The 20,302-nt window shown below is 40.5% G+C and carries 23 protein-coding genes; all 23 read left to right on the top strand.

Annotated elements, in window-relative coordinates:
• Positions 1 to 4 precede the first annotated feature (4 nt).
• The 23 genes from sucD (at position 5) to fliL (ending at position 20,296) form a co-directional block, all read left to right on the top strand.
• Positions 5 to 907, top strand: coding sequence for a succinate--CoA ligase subunit alpha (gene sucD / locus EDD69_RS06380; RefSeq protein ID WP_132948127.1), 903 nt, complete (start codon positions 5 to 7; stop codon positions 905 to 907).
• Positions 908 to 970: 63 nt separating this feature from the next.
• A complete protein-coding gene (gene dprA, locus EDD69_RS06385; RefSeq protein WP_132948128.1) occupies positions 971 to 1,858 on the top strand; it encodes a DNA-processing protein DprA in 888 nt (295 codons plus the stop codon).
• Positions 1,859 to 1,962: 104 nt separating this feature from the next.
• A complete protein-coding gene (topA, locus tag EDD69_RS06390) occupies positions 1,963 to 4,035 on the top strand; it encodes a type I DNA topoisomerase (protein ID WP_132948129.1) in 2,073 nt (690 codons plus the stop codon).
• A gap of 47 nt (positions 4,036 to 4,082) precedes the next feature.
• On the top strand, positions 4,083 to 5,384 hold the full coding sequence (gene trmFO, locus EDD69_RS06395; protein WP_132948130.1) for an FADH(2)-oxidizing methylenetetrahydrofolate--tRNA-(uracil(54)-C(5))-methyltransferase TrmFO: 1,302 nt from the start codon (positions 4,083 to 4,085) through the stop codon (positions 5,382 to 5,384).
• Between the two features lie 61 nt (positions 5,385 to 5,445).
• Positions 5,446 to 6,348 (top strand): tyrosine recombinase XerC, encoded by a 903-nt coding sequence (xerC, locus tag EDD69_RS06400; protein WP_132948131.1) that lies wholly within the window; start codon positions 5,446 to 5,448, stop codon positions 6,346 to 6,348.
• Between the two features lie 37 nt (positions 6,349 to 6,385).
• Complete coding sequence (hslV, locus tag EDD69_RS06405; protein WP_132948132.1) at positions 6,386 to 6,928, top strand: ATP-dependent protease subunit HslV; 543 nt, start codon at positions 6,386 to 6,388, stop codon at positions 6,926 to 6,928.
• A gap of 16 nt (positions 6,929 to 6,944) precedes the next feature.
• On the top strand, positions 6,945 to 8,330 hold the full coding sequence (hslU, locus tag EDD69_RS06410; RefSeq protein WP_132948133.1) for an HslU--HslV peptidase ATPase subunit: 1,386 nt from the start codon (positions 6,945 to 6,947) through the stop codon (positions 8,328 to 8,330).
• An 11-nt stretch (positions 8,331 to 8,341) separates the two neighbouring features.
• Entirely contained in the window at positions 8,342 to 9,121 is a 780-nt protein-coding gene (gene codY, locus EDD69_RS06415) for a GTP-sensing pleiotropic transcriptional regulator CodY (RefSeq protein WP_132948134.1), read from the top strand.
• Between the two features lie 234 nt (positions 9,122 to 9,355).
• On the top strand, positions 9,356 to 9,736 hold the full coding sequence (flgB, locus tag EDD69_RS06420) for a flagellar basal body rod protein FlgB (protein WP_132948135.1): 381 nt from the start codon (positions 9,356 to 9,358) through the stop codon (positions 9,734 to 9,736).
• 3 nt (positions 9,737 to 9,739) lie between these two features.
• Entirely contained in the window at positions 9,740 to 10,186 is a 447-nt protein-coding gene (gene flgC / locus EDD69_RS06425; RefSeq protein ID WP_132948136.1) for a flagellar basal body rod protein FlgC, read from the top strand.
• Positions 10,187 to 10,200: 14 nt separating this feature from the next.
• The gene (gene fliE, locus EDD69_RS06430; RefSeq protein ID WP_132948137.1) at positions 10,201 to 10,494 is read left to right on the top strand and encodes a flagellar hook-basal body complex protein FliE; all 294 of its coding nucleotides are present in this window, start codon (positions 10,201 to 10,203) and stop codon (positions 10,492 to 10,494) included.
• A gap of 73 nt (positions 10,495 to 10,567) precedes the next feature.
• Positions 10,568 to 12,163, top strand: a complete 1,596-nt coding sequence (gene fliF, locus EDD69_RS06435; protein WP_132948138.1) for a flagellar basal-body MS-ring/collar protein FliF — start codon at positions 10,568 to 10,570, stop codon at positions 12,161 to 12,163.
• 12 nt (positions 12,164 to 12,175) lie between these two features.
• Positions 12,176 to 13,186: a flagellar motor switch protein FliG gene (gene fliG, locus EDD69_RS06440; RefSeq protein ID WP_132948139.1), complete on the top strand. Its 1,011-nt coding sequence runs from the start codon at positions 12,176 to 12,178 to the stop codon at positions 13,184 to 13,186.
• Positions 13,170 to 13,943 carry a flagellar assembly protein FliH gene (gene fliH / locus EDD69_RS06445; RefSeq protein ID WP_132948140.1) on the top strand — a complete coding sequence of 258 codons (774 nt, stop codon included), beginning with the start codon at positions 13,170 to 13,172 and terminating at the stop codon, positions 13,941 to 13,943. The genes fliG and fliH overlap by 17 nt, the downstream gene beginning before the upstream one ends.
• Position 13,944: 1 nt before the next feature.
• Complete coding sequence (gene fliI, locus EDD69_RS06450; RefSeq protein ID WP_132948141.1) at positions 13,945 to 15,258, top strand: flagellar protein export ATPase FliI; 1,314 nt, start codon at positions 13,945 to 13,947, stop codon at positions 15,256 to 15,258.
• A 7-nt stretch (positions 15,259 to 15,265) separates the two neighbouring features.
• Positions 15,266 to 15,712 carry a flagellar export protein FliJ gene (fliJ, locus tag EDD69_RS06455; RefSeq protein ID WP_132948142.1) on the top strand — a complete coding sequence of 149 codons (447 nt, stop codon included), beginning with the start codon at positions 15,266 to 15,268 and terminating at the stop codon, positions 15,710 to 15,712.
• Between the two features lie 5 nt (positions 15,713 to 15,717).
• Positions 15,718 to 16,383, top strand: coding sequence for a MotE family protein (locus EDD69_RS06460; RefSeq protein WP_132948143.1), 666 nt, complete (start codon positions 15,718 to 15,720; stop codon positions 16,381 to 16,383).
• Positions 16,384 to 16,397: 14 nt separating this feature from the next.
• Positions 16,398 to 17,648: a flagellar hook-length control protein FliK gene (locus tag EDD69_RS06465; RefSeq protein ID WP_132948144.1), complete on the top strand. Its 1,251-nt coding sequence runs from the start codon at positions 16,398 to 16,400 to the stop codon at positions 17,646 to 17,648.
• Positions 17,649 to 17,660: 12 nt separating this feature from the next.
• The gene (gene flgD, locus EDD69_RS06470; protein WP_132948145.1) at positions 17,661 to 18,125 is read left to right on the top strand and encodes a flagellar hook assembly protein FlgD; all 465 of its coding nucleotides are present in this window, start codon (positions 17,661 to 17,663) and stop codon (positions 18,123 to 18,125) included.
• 5 nt (positions 18,126 to 18,130) lie between these two features.
• A complete protein-coding gene (locus tag EDD69_RS06475) occupies positions 18,131 to 18,505 on the top strand; it encodes a TIGR02530 family flagellar biosynthesis protein (protein WP_243643050.1) in 375 nt (124 codons plus the stop codon).
• Positions 18,506 to 18,584: 79 nt separating this feature from the next.
• The gene (locus EDD69_RS06480; RefSeq protein ID WP_132948146.1) at positions 18,585 to 19,601 is read left to right on the top strand and encodes a flagellar basal-body rod protein FlgG; all 1,017 of its coding nucleotides are present in this window, start codon (positions 18,585 to 18,587) and stop codon (positions 19,599 to 19,601) included.
• Between the two features lie 52 nt (positions 19,602 to 19,653).
• Positions 19,654 to 19,878: a flagellar FlbD family protein gene (locus EDD69_RS06485; protein ID WP_132948147.1), complete on the top strand. Its 225-nt coding sequence runs from the start codon at positions 19,654 to 19,656 to the stop codon at positions 19,876 to 19,878.
• A gap of 4 nt (positions 19,879 to 19,882) precedes the next feature.
• On the top strand, positions 19,883 to 20,296 hold the full coding sequence (gene fliL / locus EDD69_RS06490) for a flagellar basal body-associated protein FliL (RefSeq protein ID WP_132948208.1): 414 nt from the start codon (positions 19,883 to 19,885) through the stop codon (positions 20,294 to 20,296).
• Positions 20,297 to 20,302 lie beyond the last annotated feature (6 nt).

Here is a 20,302-nt window from a genome sequence, read left to right on the forward strand (position 1 = left end):
AAACGTGAGCGTTTTCGTTAATAAAGACACAAAAGTGATTGTTCAAGGAATTACAGGATCACAAGGACTATTCCACACAAAGCAAATGTTAGAATACGGCACAAAAATTGTTGGCGGTGTGACTCCAGGAAAAGGCGGTACAGAAGTAGAGGGAGTACCTGTATTTGATACGGTTTCTGAAGCGGTAGAAAAAACGGGAGCCAATGCGTCTGTCATTTATGTTCCGCCTGCATTTGCGGCTGATGCGATCATGGAAGCGGTCGATGCAGAGTTAGAGTTGGTTGTTTGTATTACAGAAGGCATCCCTGTTTTAGATATGGTAAAAGTAAAACGTTACATGGAAGGAAAGAAAACGCGCTTAATTGGTCCAAACTGCCCAGGTATCATTACGCCAGAAGAATGTAAAATCGGAATTATGCCTGGTTACATTCATAAAAAAGGCCATGTCGGAATCGTTTCGCGCTCTGGTACGTTAACATATGAAGCCGTTCATCAGCTAACGCAAGCAGGCATTGGCCAATCGACAGCGGTTGGAATTGGAGGCGACCCTGTCAACGGCACGAACTTCATCGATGTTTTAAAAGCGTTTAATGAAGATGAAGAAACGTATGCGGTGATTATGATCGGCGAAATTGGCGGAACAGCAGAAGAAGAGGCGGCTGAATGGGTAAAAGCGAATATGACGAAACCAGTCGTCGGCTTCATCGGCGGACAAACAGCACCTCCTGGAAAGCGCATGGGTCATGCTGGCGCGATCATTTCAGGCGGCAAAGGCACAGCAGCAGAAAAAATCAAAAAAATGAATGAATGCGGCATTAAAGTAGCCGAAACGCCAGCGGTAATCGGCGAAACGCTCATCTCCGTGTTAAAAGAGCGCGGACTTTACGAAAAATGCAAAACGCATTAATCTTTTATATTCGTCCCAAGGAAATCCACGCCTTGGGACCATTTTTATAGAAAGGAGAATCGTATGTATCCAACATTTCGAGAACGCCTTATTCATCTGCATCATTGCCGAGGCATTGGCTGGAAAAGCATCTCGCTTCTTCTTCGTTCGGATCCTTCCCTTTCCTCAATCTTTCACCTCTCCTATGACACTTTTTGTCGTCTTCTCCCTCTTCCAAAACAAAAAATCGCATCATTTTTCCAAGATTTGCATTCCATCGAATTGAAAAGTATGATAAAAACATATGATGAGCAAAAGGTTCATATCGTTACGATTATTGACAAACACTATCCTTATTGGCTAAAACATATATACGACCCGCCTTGGGTGTTATATGCGAAAGGAAAAATGGAGCATTTGCAAAATCTAAAAATGATTAGCGTGGTCGGGACGAGGATGCCAACAGAAGAAGGCATCGTTTCTTTACGCAAATTGCTTCTTCCTCTTCTCGAGAACGAATGGGTGATCGTCAGCGGATTAGCAAAAGGAATCGATACAGAAGCGCATCGGCTTTGTTTGCAACATAACGGAAATACAATTGCCGTTATTGCGGGAGGTTTTCAGCATATTTATCCGCGCGAAAATCATTTTTTATCTCGACAATTAATGACAAATCAATTGATCATTTCTGAATTTCCGCCGTATGTACGGCCGCAAAAGTGGCACTTTCCGCTGCGAAACCGCATCATTAGCGGTTTATCGGTTGGAACGGTCGTTGTTCAAGCAAGGGAACGCAGCGGTTCATTAATTACAGCAGACTTAGCTTTACAACAAGGAAGGGAAGTATTTGCTGTTCCTAGTTCGATTGTGACCAATCACTCTGTCGGTACGAATCGCCTCATTCAACAAGGAGCGAAATTAGTGATCACGAGCGAGGACATTGAGGAGGAATTTCGACATATTTTTTCATGATTGAGAGAAAAAATCGAAAAATCTCGTTTGACAAACCGGACAATAATCATTAATAATAGTGAAGATTTTAATTTACGAATTACCTCTTAAGGGAGGATTAATGAATGTCAGACTACTTAGTCATTGTAGAATCACCAGCAAAAGCAAAAACGATTGAACGATATTTAGGAAAAAAGTATAAAGTAAAAGCTTCCATGGGACATGTTCGTGATTTACCGAAGAGTCAAATGGGCGTTGACATAGAAAATGGCTATGAGCCAAAATATATAACGATTCGCGGTAAAGGCCCTGTCATTAAAGAATTAAAGGCGGCTGCCAAAAAAGCGAAAAAAGTTTTTCTCGCTGCCGACCCTGATCGTGAAGGGGAAGCCATTGCTTGGCATTTAGCGCATTTGCTTGAGTTAGATATTCACTCCGATTGCCGTGTGGTATTCAATGAAATTACGAAAGAAGCGGTAAAACAGTCGTTTCAACATCCACGAGCAATCAATATGAATTTAGTCAATGCTCAACAAGCACGAAGAGTTCTTGATCGACTTGTCGGTTATAACATCAGCCCGCTTCTTTGGAAAAAGGTGAAAAAAGGGTTAAGTGCAGGGCGCGTGCAATCTGTTGCGCTTCGTCTTATAATTGATCGTGAAAAAGAAATTCAGTCGTTTCAGCCTGAGGAATATTGGACGATTCAAGGAAGCTTTCTGAAAGGAACAGAAACGTTTGAGGCGCAATTTTATGGGGTTGAAGGAAAGAAAATTGAACTAAAAAGCGAACAAGATGTCCAAGATATATTAAAGCGAATAAAGGGAAATGAATTTGTTGTAACGTCGGTTACGAAAAAGGAACGAAAACGAAGTCCGGTCTTGCCATTTACCACTTCATCACTTCAGCAAGAAGCGGCAAGAAAATTAAACTTCCGCACGAAAAAGACGATGATGCTTGCGCAGCAGCTTTATGAAGGAATTGATCTTGGAAGCGAAGGAACAGTGGGTTTAATTACATACATGCGAACAGATTCAACCCGCGTTTCGGAAACGGCTCAGCAAGAGGCGCTTGCGTACATTGAGCAAACGTTTGGGAAAGAGTATGTAGCAACTGAAAAAAGAAAAGAGAAAAAAAGCGCCAATACCCAGGATGCTCACGAAGCCATTCGTCCTACATCTGTTTGGCGTGAACCAAACGCGATTAAGCCATATTTAAGCCGAGATCAATATCGCCTTTATAAGTTGATTTGGGAGCGTTTTATCGCTAGTCAAATGGCTCCAGCTGTTTTGGATACCATGAGTGTTGAATTAGCGAATGAAGACGTAACTTTTCGTGCGACGGGTTCAAAAATTAAATTTCCTGGGTTTATGAAAGTATATGTGGAAGGAAGCGACGATCAAAAAGACGAACAAGATCGTCTTCTTCCAGATTTGGTTGAAGGGGAGCGCGTGTGGAGCAAAGACATCGAACCGAGACAGCACTTTACGCAACCGCCGCCTCGCTATACGGAAGCTCGGCTTGTAAAAACGCTTGAGGAGTTAGGAATCGGGCGGCCATCAACGTATGCTCCAACGCTCGATACGATTCAAAAACGCAATTATGTGACATTAGAAAATAAACGTTTTGTTCCAACTGAATTAGGTGAAATTGTCCTAGAGCTCATATTAGAGTTTTTCCCAGAAATTTTAGATGTCGAATTCACCGCAAAAATGGAAAAAAGTTTAGATGAAATCGAAGAAGGCAAAGTGGAATGGGTCAAGATTATTGATGAATTTTATCGCGAATTTGAAAAACGTTTAAAAATTGCCGAAAAGGAAATGAAAGAGGTAGAAATTGAAGACGAACCAGCGGACGTACAGTGCGATTTATGCGGCAGCCCGATGGTGTATAAAATGGGGCGTTTCGGGAAATTTATCGCATGCTCGAAGTTTCCAGAGTGTCGAAACACAAAGCCGATTGTGAAAGAAGTTGGCGTAAAATGTCCGCGATGCCACGAAGGCAATATTATCGAAAGAAACAGCAAGAAAAAGAGGGTATTTTACGGGTGCGACCGTTTCCCAACGTGTGATTTTGTTTCATGGGATAAGCCGCTTGCTCGGCCTTGTCCGAAATGCGGCGGAATGCTCGTTGAGAAAAAATTGAAAAAAGATGTGCAAGTGCAATGTGTGCAATGTGAGTATAAAGAAGACCAACAATAAGGTGAGCCTTATGCGCTCACTACTTTTATGCATAAGGAGGAATTTAGGTGGAGTTTGTGAATGTGATCGGTGCAGGTCTTGCAGGAAGCGAGGCGGCATGGCAAATCGCTAAGCGCGGCCTTCGCGTTCGCCTTTATGAAATGAGACCGGTGAAACAAACACCTGCTCATCATACAGACAAATTTGCTGAATTAGTCTGCAGCAATTCGCTTCGTGCCAATGCATTGACGAATGCCGTTGGCGTGCTGAAAGAAGAAATGCGTCGTCTCGATTCAGTCATTATGAAAGCGGCAGATTCTTGCTCTGTCCCTGCGGGTAGTGCGCTTGCTGTCGATCGACATGAATTTGCTGCCAAAGTGACGGAAATGGTAACCAATCATCCAAATGTGACCGTCATTCGCGAAGAAGTAACGGAGATTCCATCGGGACCGACTGTCATTGCAACGGGGCCTTTGACTTCTGAAGCGTTATCGAAAAAACTAAAAGAACTGACAGGAGAAGAATATTTATACTTTTACGATGCGGCTGCTCCCATTGTTGAAAAAGAAAGCATTAATATGGAAAAAGTATATTTAAAATCTCGCTATGATAAGGGAGAAGCGGCTTATTTGAATTGTCCGATGACAGAAGAAGAATTTAATCGCTTTTATGATGCGCTTATTTCCGCGGAAACGGTGCCGTTGAAGGAATTTGAGAAAGAAATTTACTTTGAAGGATGCATGCCTATTGAAGTAATGGCGCGCCGCGGTAAAAAAACGTTGTTGTTCGGACCGATGAAACCAGTTGGACTTGAGGATCCACGAACAGGAAAAAGACCGTTTGCTGTTGTTCAGCTTCGCCAAGACGACGCGGCAGGAACGCTTTACAATATCGTTGGATTCCAAACGCATTTAAAATGGGGAGCGCAAAAAGAAGTCATTCGTCTGATTCCAGGACTTGAAAACGCCGAAATTGTTCGCTACGGTGTCATGCATCGCAATACGTTTATTAATTCGCCGAAATTGTTAAAGCCAACGTATCAATATAAAGGTCGTGCCGATCTTTTCTTTGCAGGACAAATGACAGGGGTCGAAGGATATGTAGAGTCGGCAGCCTCAGGACTTGTGGCGGGAATCAATGCTGCTCATCTTGTTTTAGGAAAAGAGTTGGTGGTGTTTCCTCAAGAAACAGCGATCGGCAGCATGGCGCATTATATTACATCGGCCAATCCAAAACATTTTCAACCGATGAATGCAAATTTCGGTTTGTTCGCTCCATTGCAAGAAACGATTAAAGATAAAAAACAAAAAAATGAGAAGTATGCACAACGGGCATTAGAAATAATTCAGAATTTTTTAAAGAAATTATGAAATCCATTGCAAGGGCTACTAAATTGTGTTACTATTTAGTAGCCCTTGTGAGGTGTTTAGAGTGGAAAATGTGAATTTTACGTTAAATTTGTTCATTGAATATTTACAAATAGAAAAAAATTATTCAGAATATACAATTGCGTGTTACAAGCGCGATATTGGTGAATTTTTTGAATTTATGCAGCGCGAGAAAATCGAGAAGCTTGAAGATGTGACTTATAGTGATGTTCGCCTTTTTTTGACGGAGTTACATACGAAAAAGCAAGCGAGCCGCTCGATTGCTCGGAAAATTTCTAGTTTGCGAAGCTTTTATAAGTTTTTGTTGCGTGAAAAGATAGTTCAAGAAAATCCGTTCGCTCTTGCATCGTTGCCGAAAAGGGAACAGAAAATTCCGCAATTTTTGTATAAAGAGGAATTAGAAAGCTTGTTTCTTGTCAATGATTTAAATACGGCGATCGGCCAGCGGAATCAAGCGCTGATTGAGCTGTTGTATGCGACGGGAATACGGGTAAGCGAATGTTGCAACATTCAGCTTTCGGATATTGATTTTTCTCTGTCGACTATTCTTATTCATGGGAAAGGAAACAAGCAACGCTACGTTCCTTTTGGAAGTTATGCAAAAGAAGCGCTAGAGCGGTATATAAGCGATGGACGGAAGCAATTGCTGAAAAAGGCGAAAGTACCTAATCATTATCTGTTTTTAAATTTTCGTGGCAACCCTTTAACGCCAAGAGGGGTGCGCAATATTTTAGACGAAATGGTTGAAAAAGCCTCTCTTTCCTTAAAAATTAGTCCGCATGTATTGCGACATACGTTTGCGACCCATTTGTTGAATGAAGGGGCAGATTTGCGATCCGTTCAAGAATTGCTCGGTCATGCGCATCTTTCATCGACACAAGTATATACACATGTAACGAAAGAACATTTGCGCAACATTTATTTGCATTCCCATCCGCGCGCATAACATATTGCGCTTTAAAAAAGGAGGTTCGTCCATTTCGATGAATCAGTTTCATGCGACGACGATTTTTGCCATTCGCCATAATGGAAAAGGGGCGATGGCTGGAGATGGTCAAGTCACATTCGGCAATGCTGTTGTGATGAAGCACACGGCCAAAAAAATTAGAAGACTGTTTCACGGCAAAGTGTTAGCTGGGTTTGCTGGTGCGGTTGCTGATGCTTTTACTTTGTTTGAGATGTTTGAAGGAAAGCTTGAGGAATATAACGGGAATTTACAACGCGCAGCTGTTGAATTGGCAAAAGAGTGGCGAAGCGATAAAGTTTTGCGCAGGCTAGAAGCGATGTTAATTGTGATGGATGAAACAAATTTGTTGCTTATTTCAGGAACTGGAGAAGTCATTGAGCCTGATGATGGGATATTGGCAATCGGATCTGGTGGCAACTATGCGCTTGCAGCTGGAAGGGCGCTGAAAAATTATGCAGGTGAGCATTTAAGCGCGAAACAAATTGCAGAAGCGGCTTTAAAAATTGCCAGCGATATTTGTGTATATACGAATGAACATATCATCGTTGAAGAATTATAGAAAGGAGGGAAATGGGATGTTAACACCAAAACAAATCGTTGAAAAGCTCGATCAATTTATTGTTGGTCAAAAAGAGGCGAAAAAAGCGGTAGCGATCGCGCTTCGAAATCGTTATCGTCGCAGCCTTTTAGATGAAAAACTACGCGATGAAGTTGTTCCGAAAAATATTTTAATGATCGGACCGACAGGAGTTGGTAAAACGGAGATTGCACGAAGATTGGCAAAATTAGTCGGCGCTCCTTTTATCAAAGTAGAAGCAACGAAGTTTACGGAAGTTGGATATGTCGGCCGCGATGTTGAATCGATGGTTCGAGATCTTGTTGAAACAGCCGTGCGGATGGTTAAAGAGAAAAAGATGAACGAAGTGAAGGATCGAGCGCAAGAGTTAGCCAACAAGCGTCTTGTTGAGTTGCTTGTTCCAGGGAAATCGAAACAAGCGGTAAAAAATCCATTTGAGTTGTTGTTTGGTTCGACAACGGAGCCGCAAGCGGAAACATATACAACAGAGGAACAACAAATCGCTGAAAAAAGAAGACAAGTCGCTTGGAAGTTGGCGAACGGCGAGTTAGAAGATGAGTTTGTCACCATTGAAATTGAAGAACAACCAGCGATGATGTTTGATTTCCTGCAAGGAACAGGAATTGAGCAGATGGGCGTCAACATGCAAGATATGCTAAGCAGCTTTATGCCGAAAAAGCGAAAAAAGCGGAAGTTAAAAGTGCGCGATGCGCGCAAAGTGCTTACAAATGAAGAAGCGCAAAAATTAATCGATATGGATGAAGTGACGCAAGAAGCGATTCATCTTGCGGAGCAATCTGGCATTATCTTTATTGACGAGATTGATAAAATTGCGCGAAAAGGCCAAAGCGCTTCATCGGCCGATGTGTCACGTGAAGGGGTTCAACGAGATATTTTGCCGATTGTTGAAGGTTCAACCGTGATGACGAAATATGGCCCTGTAAAAACAGATCATATTTTATTCATTGCTGCTGGTGCCTTTCATATGGCGAAACCGTCCGATTTAATTCCAGAGTTGCAAGGACGTTTTCCGATTCGTGTTGAATTATCGAAGTTAACGGTCGATGATTTTGTTAAAATATTGATTGAACCGAATAATGCGTTAATTAAACAATACACAGCATTGTTAGCAACAGAAGGTATACAACTTGAATTTTCAGACGATGCTATTCGTAAAATTGCTGAAGTGGCATTTGAAGTCAATCAAAATACGGAAAATATTGGCGCTCGTCGTCTCCATACGATCATGGAGAAGTTGTTAGAAGATTTATTGTTTGAGGCGCCAGATATTAGTCTTGAAAAAGTGGTAATCACTCCACAATATGTGGAGCAAAAACTTGGGAATATTGTTAAAAATAAAGATTTGAGCCAATTTATTTTATGAGGAGGATGTATATGAACTTACTTGAGAAAACAAGAAAAATTAATGCGATGCTGCAAAATGCGGCAGGAAAACCGGTAAACTTCAAAGAAATGGCGGAAACGCTTTGCGAAGTGATACAGGCAAACGTTTTTGTTGTCAGCCGCCGCGGTAAATTGTTAGGATTTGCAATTAAACAAACGATTGAAAATGAACGAATGAAAAAAATGTTAGAAGACCGTCAATTCCCTGAAGAGTATACGAAAAGTTTGTTTAACATTACGGAAACGTCTCCAAACCTTGATATTAACAGTGAGTATACCGCATTTCCGGTTGAAAATAAAGACTTATTTAAAACAGGTTTAACAACGATTGTGCCGATTATCGGTGGCGGAGAACGTCTCGGTACGCTTATTTTATCAAGATTGGATAATGAATTTAATGATGATGATCTCATTTTAGCGGAGTATGGTGCCACCGTTGTCGGAATGGAGATTTTGCGTGAAAAAGCGGAGGAAATCGAAGAAGAAGCACGAAGCAAAGCGGTCGTGCAAATGGCAATCAGCTCTTTATCATACAGTGAGTTAGAAGCCATTGAACATATTTTTGAAGAATTAAATGGTACAGAAGGCTTGCTTGTTGCAAGTAAGATCGCTGACCGTGTTGGAATTACACGTTCTGTCATCGTCAATGCCCTTCGTAAACTCGAAAGCGCGGGTGTTATTGAATCTCGTTCACTTGGAATGAAGGGAACCTACATTAAAGTATTAAATGATAAGTTTTTAACTGAATTAGAAAAATTAAAACATCATTAATGGAAGGCGTGTTTGAACAGAAAGATGTTCTCGTCTTCTGCCTATTTAGTAGAGCATCTTATCGTGACATAAGATGCTCTTTTTTTTAAGTTTTTATGTAAATGTATGTGAAAAATAGTACTATCTTCCCGGTGTACATTATTTTAATAATTTTTTAAAATAAAGTTGGTTTTGTCGGAGTGTGTCAAATAAAGTTAATTTTGTCGGAGTGTGTCAAAATAAGGGGGATTTTCATTGAAACTATTTTCAAACAGCTTTCAAACGCTTGAACAAGCTTTAGATTACGCTGCTTTAAAGCAAAAAGTGATTGCTCATAATATCGCAAATGTCGACACACCGAATTTTAAAGCGAAAGAAGTTCAGTTTCGAAGCCAATTTCAACAAGCGCTGGAAGCATATCGAACAGATCCGCGTCATTTTGAATTTAAAGCAAATATTAGCAAATTTTTAGTGACAACCAAAAACGATCTCGTTTACAATCATAATAAGAATAATGTCGATATAGATAAAGAAATGTCGGATTTGGCCGCCAATCAAATTTATTATCATGCGCTTATTGAACGCTTAAATGGCAAATTCAATTCCCTTAAAACGGTCATTAAAGGGGGGAAATAATGAATGTCGATTTTTCAAAGTCTTAATACGACGGCTTCAGCGCTTACAGCACAACGTCTTCGGATGGACGTTATCTCTGCAAACATGGCGAATGTTGATACGACGCGCGCTAAAATTGTGGATGGAAAGTGGGAACCGTATCGACGCAAAATGGTCGTTATGGAGCCGAAAGAAACGTTTTCTTCGTTTTTAAACGTAGCAATGAATCGCCAACAAATAGGAAATGGTGTGAGGGTGACGAAGATTATCGAAGATCGAACGCCTTTTAAACTTGTTTATGACCCTTCCCATCCTGATGCAAACGAGGAAGGATATGTTCAATTACCAAACGTTGATCCTTTGAAAGAGATGGTTGATTTAATTAGCGCAACGCGATCGTATGAAGCGAACGTGACCGTCTTTAATGCAACAAAAGGAATGCTGATGAAAGCATTAGAAATCGGTAAATAAAGGAGAAATGAGCAATGATTAACCGCGTTCAGGGAACGCTGTTTCCAACGAATGTTTCGTCTTCACAAACGAAACCGGCGGAAGCGCAACAAGCGTTTTCCGACTTTTTAAAGAAAGCGATTAATCAACTAAATGAGGAACAAATTTCCTCAGATATGTTGACGTCAAAATTGGCAAAAGGTGAAAATATTGATCTTCATCAAGTCATGATCGCTTCGCAAAAAGCGAGCATCTCTTTGCAATTAGCTGTTGAAGTAAGAAACAAAGTGATTGAAGCGTATCAAGAAATAATGAGAATGCAAGTATAGAAGGTTCGTAATAACCAAAAACGGTTATTAAATTCTAGCAATCTTTTTACCTCATGATAACCGGAGGAAGCTTATGAACGAACGACTTAAACAAGCCATTGATCGATTAAAAACCTTTTGGATGGAAAGAACGAAAGCACAGAAAGCGATGATTTTTGGCATCGCTGGATTATTTATTTTTGTTGTGGCGATTACGGCGTTTTTAGCGACACGGACAAATTTTGTACCGTTGTATAGCAATTTATCGCCACAAGAAGCAGGACAAATTAAAGCAACGCTCGACCAGCGTGGAATTAAATCGGAAATTACAGATAACGGAACAACGATTAAAGTTCCTGAAGAAATGGTCGATACGCTCAAAGTTGAGCTAGCGGCCGAAGGAATTCCGGATAGCGGGAATATTGATTATTCTTTCTTTGGGAAAAACTCCGGTTTTGGAATGACAGATAACGAATTTAACGTATTGAAGATCGAAGCGATGCAAACGGAATTAGCTAATTTGATTAAAAGCATCGACGGGGTAGAAGATGCGAAGGTGATGATTAATCTACCTCAGCCGACGATTTTTGTTGGCGATCAGCAAGAAGAAGCATCGGCTTCGATCGTGCTAAAAACAAAACCGGGGTATAAGTTTAACGAACAACAAATTAAATCGCTATACCACCTTGTTTCAAAAAGTGTGCCAAACCTTCCTACTGAAAATATCGTCATTATGAATCAATATTTTGAGTACTTTGACTTAAAAAATGATGACAAATTTTCAACGGGCAACACATTTGCAGAACAACATGAGATTAAACAAGAAATTGAACGTGATATTCAGCGCCGTGTTCAACAAATGCTAGGAACGATGATCGGACAAGATAAGGTTGTCGTTTCTGTTACGGCTGATGTCGATTTTACGCAAGAGAAACGCAAAGAAAACTTAGTCACTCCAGTTGATGAAGAAAATATGGAAGGAATTGCGATTAGCGTACAACGCATTACTGAAACGTTTTCTGGGGCAGGCGCTCCACCAGGCGGTACAGCTGGAACTGGTGAGGATGCAGTAGCTGGATATCAAGGTCAAGGAGCAAATGGCGAGACAAACGGGGATTATGAACGCATTGAAGAAACCATCAATAATGAGGTCAATCGAATCAAGAAAGAAATTGTTACAAGTCCTTACAAAATTCGCGATTTAGGCATTCAAGTCATGGTGGAACCACCAGATCCGAAAGATCCAAACTCATTGCCGCAGCAGACAATTGACGACATTACAAAAATTTTAGGAACGATCGTTCGCACGTCCGTGGACAAAGAAGTAGCGGGGCAATTGACAGATCAAGATATTCAAAATCGTGTGGTCGTTTCTGTGCAACCGTTCAATGGAAAAATTGAATTTGATGAGCCAAAATCAACGATTCCAACATGGGCCTATATTGTTGGCGGTGTGGTATTAGCTCTATTGATTGGTTTCATTGTTTTCCTATGGTTGCGGAAACGTAAGGAAGATGAAGAAATCGAATTACAACCGATGTTTGAATCCGTTGCTGAGCCAAATGTTCCGGATATCAATGAAGAGATTGAGACAGAAAGCACATTGCGGCGTAAGCAGCTTGAAAAGTTAGCGAAAGAAAAACCAGATGAATTTGCAAAGCTATTAAGAACTTGGCTTTCAGAAGATTAAGGAGGGGAGCATATGGCAAAGAAAAATGAATTAACAGGAAAAGAAAAAGCAGCCATTCTCCTCATTTCACTTGGTCCAGATGTATCAGCGTCCGTTTATAAACACTTATCAGAAGAAGAGATTGAAAAACTAACATTAGAAATTTCGAAGGTCCGCCAAGTCGATGCCGAAGAAAAAGAAAAGGTATTAGAAGAGTTTCATCAAATCGCTTTAGCTCAAGATTATATTTCCCAAGGCGGGATTGTTTATGCAAAAGAAGTGTTAGAAAAAGCGCTTGGTCCTGAGAAAGCGATGCATATTATTAATCGTTTGACATCCGCTTTGCAGGTGCGTCCGTTTGATTTTGCGCGCAAAGCGGATCCGGCGCAAATTTTAAACTTTATTCAAAATGAACATCCACAAACGATTGCGCTCGTCTTATCGTATTTAGAGCCGGCTCAAGCGGGGCAAATTCTTTCGGCTTTACCGCAGGAGATGCAAGCAGATATTGCGCGCAGAATTGCGCTAATGGACCGTACATCTCCAGAAATTATTAATGAAGTTGAACAAATTCTTGAGCGAAAATTGTCAACGACTTTTGTTCAAGATTACACGCAAACAGGTGGCATTGAAGCGGTTGTTGAGGTGTTAAATGGCGTCGATCGCAGCACGGAACGAACCATTTTAGATGCCCTAGAAATTCAAGATCCAGAGCTAGCGGAAGAAATTAAAAAGAGAATGTTTGTTTTCGAAGATATTGTTACGCTTGATAACCGTGCTATTCAACGCGTCATTCGCGAAGTGGACAACGAAGATTTGCTGCTTGCGCTTAAAGTGTCAAGCGACGAAGTGAAAGAAATTGTCTTCCGAAATATGTCGACGCGCATGGCGGAAACGTTTAAAGAAGAAATGGAGTTTATGGGACCTGTTCGCCTTCGAGATGTAGAAGAGGCGCAGTCACGAATTGTCGCTGTCATTCGTCGCCTTGAAGAAGCTGGTGAAATTGTGATTGCTCGCGGTGGAGGAGATGATATTATTGTCTAAAGTCATTAAAGCCCCGTTTGCTCATACATACAGTGACAACAAAAAAGTGATTCAAATCAAAAATCTTCTTTCTCCGCCTCATGAGCAACAAGAACAAACCGAACGACAGAGTGATGAGCAAGCGTTTCTTCTCGTTGAAGAAGCAAAACAACAAGCGCAGCACATTCGACACGAAGCTGAAGCGTATTATCAATCTGTGCAACAACAAATTTTACAAGAACAGCAAGCATGGGAACAAGAAAAACAACAATGGATCGAAAAGGCTCAACGCGAAGGATATGAAAGAGGATTGCAACAAGGAAAAGAAGAGGGGTTGCAGCAATATCAACAATTGCTGAACCAAGCGAAACGCGTCATTGATTCAGCGAATCAACAGTTTTATGACATGCTTCAATCGGCAGATGAAACCATTTTGTTAGTGGCGTTAAAGGTTGCTGAACGCATCATCGGTGAGCGTTTAAATGAAAACAAGGAGCATTTTTTATCCCTTGTTAAACAAGTCATTAAAGAGGTTCGGGAACATGAAGAAGTGAAAATTTACGTCCATCCTTCTTATTACGACTTGCTGATTCGCCAAAAAGATGAACTAAAAGCGTTATTTAGCCAAGAGGCTCACCTTTTTATTTATCCCGATCAAGATTTGCCTGAAACGGGCTGTGTCGTTGAATCGCCATTTGGTCGAATTGATGCAAGCGTCGATACCCAACTCGAGCAATTGAAAGCACAATTGCTCGAACGGATTGAGGGGGAATGTTGAGTTGAATTGGCAGGCGCTCCTTCACGAAATTGAAATGATGGACCCATATAAGCGCTTTGGGAAAGTGACGCGCGTCATCGGTTTAATGATTGAGTCAAAAGGACCAGAAAGTTCGATTGGAGATCTTTGCTATATTCATATTGGAAATAAAAAAAAGCAAAAGATTCAAGCGGAAGTCGTTGGCTTTCGTGATGAATATGTCTTATTGATGCCATATTCAACGATTCAAGATATTTCCCCCGGATGTATTGTCGAGGCGACAGGAAAGCCGCTCGAAGTGAAAGTGGGCACTGCATTGATTGGCAGAGTGATTGATGCGTTAGGGGAGCCGCTTGACAATCAACCGTTACCAAAAGGGTTAACGTCTGTTCCAATTGACCAAGCTCCGCCTAATCCGATGACAAGGCCTCCGATTACAGAGCCGATTGAAGTCGGTGTCAAAATAATCGACAGTTTGCTTACCGTTGGAAAAGGACAACGCGTTGGAATTTTTGCTGGTTCAGGTGTTGGAAAAAGTACGTTAATGGGCATGATTGCCCGGAATACAAATGCTGATTTAAACGTCATTGCCTTGATTGGTGAGCGCGGACGTGAAGTGAGAGAGTTTATTGAGCGCGATCTTGGCGAAAAAGGACTGCAACGTTCCATTGTTGTTGTCGCCACTTCGGATCAACCAGCGTTGATGAGAATTAAAGGAGCTTATACAGCAACGGCGATTGCTGAATATTTTCGCAATAAAGGCTTAAATGTCATGTTAATGATGGATTCCGTGACGCGAGTGGCCATGGCGCAGAGAGAAGTTGGTTTAGCGATCGGCGAACCGCCGACAACGAAAGGGTATACCCCATCTGTTTTCGCTCTCTTACCGAAGCTGTTAGAACGGACAGGCACGAATGAGTTTGGAACGATTACGGCTTTTTATACCGTTTTAGTTGACGGAGACGATATGAATGAACCGATTGCCGATACGGTGCGCGGAATTTTAGACGGACACCTTGTTTTAGAGAGAGCGCTTGCGAACAAAGGACAGTATCCTGCCATTAACGTGCTCAAAAGCGTAAGCCGTGTCATGAACCATATTGTCACAAAAGAACACCGTGCAGCGGCAGAAAAACTGCGAGAACTTCTATCCACTTATATTAATTCGGAAGACTTAATCAATATAGGGGCGTACAAAAGAGGTTCATCGCGAGAAATTGATGAGGCGATTCGGTACTACCCAAAAATTATTTCTTTTTTAAAACAAGATATTCATGAACATTATTCGATTGACGAGAGCATTCAATTGTTATTTCAACTCATTCAACAAGGGTGAATAAATGATGGTCCGTCCATTTAAGTTTGCTAAAATTTTATCGATTAAAGAAAGCGAAAAGGAAAAAGCGCTCAGCGAATATTATGAAGCTCGCAAACGGTTTGAAGAAGTAGCAGAAAAATTATATCACTCTTTAAAACAAAAAGAAGATTATGAAGAACTTCATAAACGCAAGCTTCAGACAGGCTTATCCGTTCAAGACATTCGCTATTTTCAACAGTTTATGAAAAATTTAGAGCGCATCATTGATCATTATCAACAACTTGTCATTCAAGCAAGACATCAAATGGAGTTGAAGCAACTGAAACTAGCTGAGCTGAACATTGAAGTAAAAAAATATGAAAAGATGAAAGAAAATCACTGGAAATCCGTCTTGAACTTGCTTCGTGAAGAAGAGCGAAAACAAATGGATGAAATTTCAATTCAACAATATTGCAAACGGGAAATTAGGTGAGCATCATGAACGATTTAGAGAGAAGCGAAGGAACAGAAAAAAAGAATAGCAAAATTCTGTGGTTTTTGTTCGTCGTTTTCATTCCTCTTTTGTTTGCCATTTCAGTAGCTTTGCTTATTTTAACGTTTTCAGGTGTGAACGTATTTGAAGAAGGAAAAAAATACGGCCAAAAAATTCCGTTCGTTTCGCAATTTATTCCTGGAACAGAAGCAAATACGATGAAGCAATTGCAAGAAGAAATTGTTCAATTAAAAGCAACGATTGTAGAAAAAGATAAAGAGATCGAACAAGTAAACCAATCATTAGAAGAGAAACAAAAAGAAATTGATGCGCTTAAACAAGAAATTGCTCGCTTAAATGCAGAAAAAGAGCAACTAGGAAATGAAAGCGGAACGCAATCAGAAACAACGCAACAAACAGAAACGAAACAAGCAGAAATGAAACAAACAGAAACGCCACAGCAAACCATGCGCGACATTATTAAAATGTATGAAACGATGTCACCGCGCAAAGCAGCCGAAATCATTTCACAAATGTCTGAGCAAGAAGCCGTTAATCTTTTATCGCGTTTAAAAAGCGATAAAGTGGCAGCGATTTTAGAAAAAATGGATGCGGCAAGTGCCGCGAAATATACGAGTTTACTAGCGAAAAAAGCCGCGAACACACCGTGAAAGGAGGTGAAAGTATGAAAGTCGGTATGCTTTATCAACCGATGAATCTCCCCATTCAAAGTCAGAAGAGAGTTGAAAATCGAGAGCCGAACAGCAATGTAGAGAATTTCTTTCAGCAGCTTTTATTACAAGCGCAAGAGAAAACTTCGGATCGTTTAGTCGTGAATCAAGATGAAAGTACAAACGCATTAGAACAGCTTTTGTCTGTGCTGAATGAAGCTGATGAAGCGGACAAAGATCATTTATTTAACCCTGAATTATTTCCATTCATAATGGAGAACTTACCAAAAAATTTAATCGAAAAAATAGCTGAACAACTGCCATTAGGACAAACGTTTTCTCCGAAATCAGAGATTTCGGAGCAGAAACAAGCAATCCTTACGTTATTGACTCTTTTTCAACAAGGACAAGCTTCCGTAGGTGAAATGGATGAACAGACTACAACCAAAGTAAAACAACAATTGGAAGCTGTGATCCAGAGGCATTCATCTATGGAAGAGCCGAATGCAATGGAACTCATTCGTGAGTTTCTTGTAAAGTTAAAGAACAATAAAGATCACCATTTTAGTGAACTCCTATTTGCGGAGAGAGTAGTACTTAGCAAAGGAACAAAAGGATCAGCAGAAACATTAAGAAATTTATTGCATGCGAACAGCTATGCCGTTCAGCATCAGTTCAAGAATGTAATCAATCAATCCAAAACAAATTTGTTAGAAAATGCTTCGCTAAAAAATGAAACCAATGGTCAAATGTTGACAGACTACGGGATGTTAACAAATTTTGCTCAATCAGAAAAAGCGCCTGCTATTTCTTTAAATGAATCAGCTCCAAAAACTGTGATGAGTCAGCAATTTGTTCAGCAATTCATGCAGATTATGCAAACAAGTAAATTTACTCGATTAGGAAATGGACAATCACAACTTATCGTCCGTCTGCACCCGGAGCATTTGGGTTCGTTAACGATTAAACTTGTTGAAGAAAAAGGCGAATTAACGGCAAAAATCATTGCTTCAACAGCGTCGGCCAAAGAGTTAATAGAAGCGAACATCCAGCAAATTCGCCATGTAATTCCAACTCAAAATATAATCATAGAAAAGTTTGATGTGTTTACGCAACAGCCGTTTGAGCAAACATTTTATAACCAGCAGCAGGAGCGACGAGAACAAAGACAGGCTCATGATCACCAAAAAGATCGCTCCAACAAAGAAAATGACCGTACATTTACGATTGACTTTGAAGAAGAACTATTAAATTTAAAAGCGTAGGGGAGTTTAGATATGTCAAATACGATTGATCCAAGCTTACTGTTATCCAATTACAAGCCACCTGAAAGAAAAACAGGCAGTCAAATTTTAGGGAAAGATGATTTTTTGAAAATTTTATTGGTTCAACTGCAAAATCAGGATCCTTTGAATCCTTTAGAGGACAAGGAGTTTATTGCCCAGATGGCAAATTTCTCTACGCTTGAGCAAATGGTAAACATGACAACCATGTTAGAAAAGTTTATTCAATCACAAAATAGAAACTTAGTTTTACAATATAGCGAATTAATAGGCAAGGAAGTTCAATGGGAGAAGACAGAAGTGGACGAAAGTGGGCAAGAAGTGACTACAACGATGAGCGGCATTGTCAAATCGGTTTTACAAAAAAATAATGAGATTGTTCTTGAACTTGAAGATGGAACTACCGTTTCAAGCAATCTAATCACAAAAGTATCTGTACCGACAGCAGAGGAGGCGTAAGTCTAATGAATAATGGCGTAATGAAAATCGGTCGCCATTTCCAGACACAAGCAGCCTTCTCAAATAAACCGTCGACTCATTTGACCACATCCTTTAAGGATGTGCTTGTACAGGAACAAAACCGTCCTCTAAAAATTAGCAAACATGCCCAGCAACGATTGGCGGAAAGAAATATTCATATTGATACAGAGCAATGGATGCAAATTCAAAAGCGCGTGTGGGAGGCAAAGCAAAAAGGAATTAACGAGTCGCTTGTGTTAACAAATGAAGCGGCGCTCATCGTAAGCGCTAAAAACAACACCGTGATCACAGCCATGAATCGCGAAGAGGCCAAGTCGCAAATTTTTACAAATATTAGTGGAACGATTTTACTCGACTAACAAGCTGGACCACATTTGTGGAGGCTTACATGCTGCCGACTGACCGACGCAGCAAAAAATGGAAAGGGAGAGGAATGCTATGCTACGCTCAATGTATTCTGGTATTGGCGGAATGAAAAACTTCCAAGTGAAGTTGGATGTAATCGGCAATAACATTGCGAACGTGAACACGTATGGGTTTAAGAAAGGTCGTGTGATATTTCAAGATTTATTTAACCAAACGATTTCTGGAGCAAGTGCACCAAGTCAGGGACGTGGAGGAACGAATCCACGCCAAGTTGGTTTAGGCTCGCAATTAGCGGCAATTGACACGATTCATACTCAGGGAAGTTTACAAACAACAGGTCGAATCTTGGATTTATCAATTTCTGGGGATGGTTTCTTCCAAGTTGCTGAATCCAATAATCCTGCTTCACCATTTACTACTCAACCATTTTTTACACGGGCAGGAAACTTCTATCTAGATAAAGACGGGTATTTAGTAACGAGTGAAGGTTATTATGTTGTTGGATTTGCTGCGTATGCTCAAGGTAATTATGATCCGGACGGTGGCGGTGCAATTCAACAAATTAATAATGTTACGTTAAGCCCAATGCCATCAGACATTGATCCAAATAAATTTAATTTTACTACTAATCCTCCGACATATACGGGGGGGACTGCAAATATTAGTAATCCAACTGGTGCAACATTTTCTGTGGCGAATGCAAATGTTCAATACAAACCAATTAAAATTCCGACTGATGCCAAAAGCATGAGCATCGGTCAAGACGGAACCATCACATACGTAGACCAATTCGGAACACTTAGATGGGCTGGACAGCTTGTGTTAGCTAAGTTTGCTAATAATGGCGGATTAGAAAAAGCAGGGGCAAACTTGTATAAAGATACACCAAACTCTGGTGCACCAACTTTAAACTTTGCTGGTGCGTCAGGTCTTGGTACGATCCAATCTGGTGCTCTTGAAATGTCCAATGTCGATTTAGCAGAAGAATTTACCGAAATGATTGTCGCACAACGCGGTTTCCAGGCGAATACGCGCATCATTACAACATCTGATGAGATTTTACAAGAGCTTGTAAACTTGAAGAAATAACGGATAAAGGAGGGAAGGGTACTAGATTCCGTCTAGTACCCATACATACATAATGATTACATTAACGCGTTTAAACGGCAAAACATTTGCATTGAATGCGATTTACATAGAACAAGTAGAAGCATTTCCAGATACGACGATTACGTTGACGAATGGTAAAAAGTTTGTCGTTCGCGAGTCGGTCGAAGAGGTTATGGCATTAGTGAGGGAGTTCTATCGAAGCATTTCTGTTTTCGGAGTAAATCAGGACGCGGAGGGAGCCGACGTTGAAAGATAATAAATTGTTAAAAATGATGCTGATTATCATGATTGTGATTACACTTGTCAGCGTTGTTGCGCTCGTTGTTATCATGAATTTTAAGGGGAAAGAAGATTCGGGCGAGCCGACGGCCGACGAAATTGTTGCGAGTTCGTTCGACATTCCTGAAATGACGACGAATTTAATGGACGACCATTTCGTGAAAATCGCCTTTAAAATTCAAACCGACAGCGAAAAAGCAAGAGAAGAAGCAGAAAAGCGCGATTTTCAAATTAAAAGCATTATCATCGAAGAATTGTCTGAAATGAAATCGGAAGAGTTTAAAGGAAAACAAGGAAAACTTCTACTTGAAAAAAAATTGCAAGAGCGAATTAACCAGTTGATGCAAGAAGGAAAAGTTGAAAAAATTTATATAACCTCCTTTATTCTCCAATAAGTAATG

Origin of the sequence: Thermolongibacillus altinsuensis, assembly GCF_004341205.1 — a bacterium.
GTDB lineage: Bacteria > Bacillota > Bacilli > Bacillales > Anoxybacillaceae > Thermolongibacillus > Thermolongibacillus altinsuensis.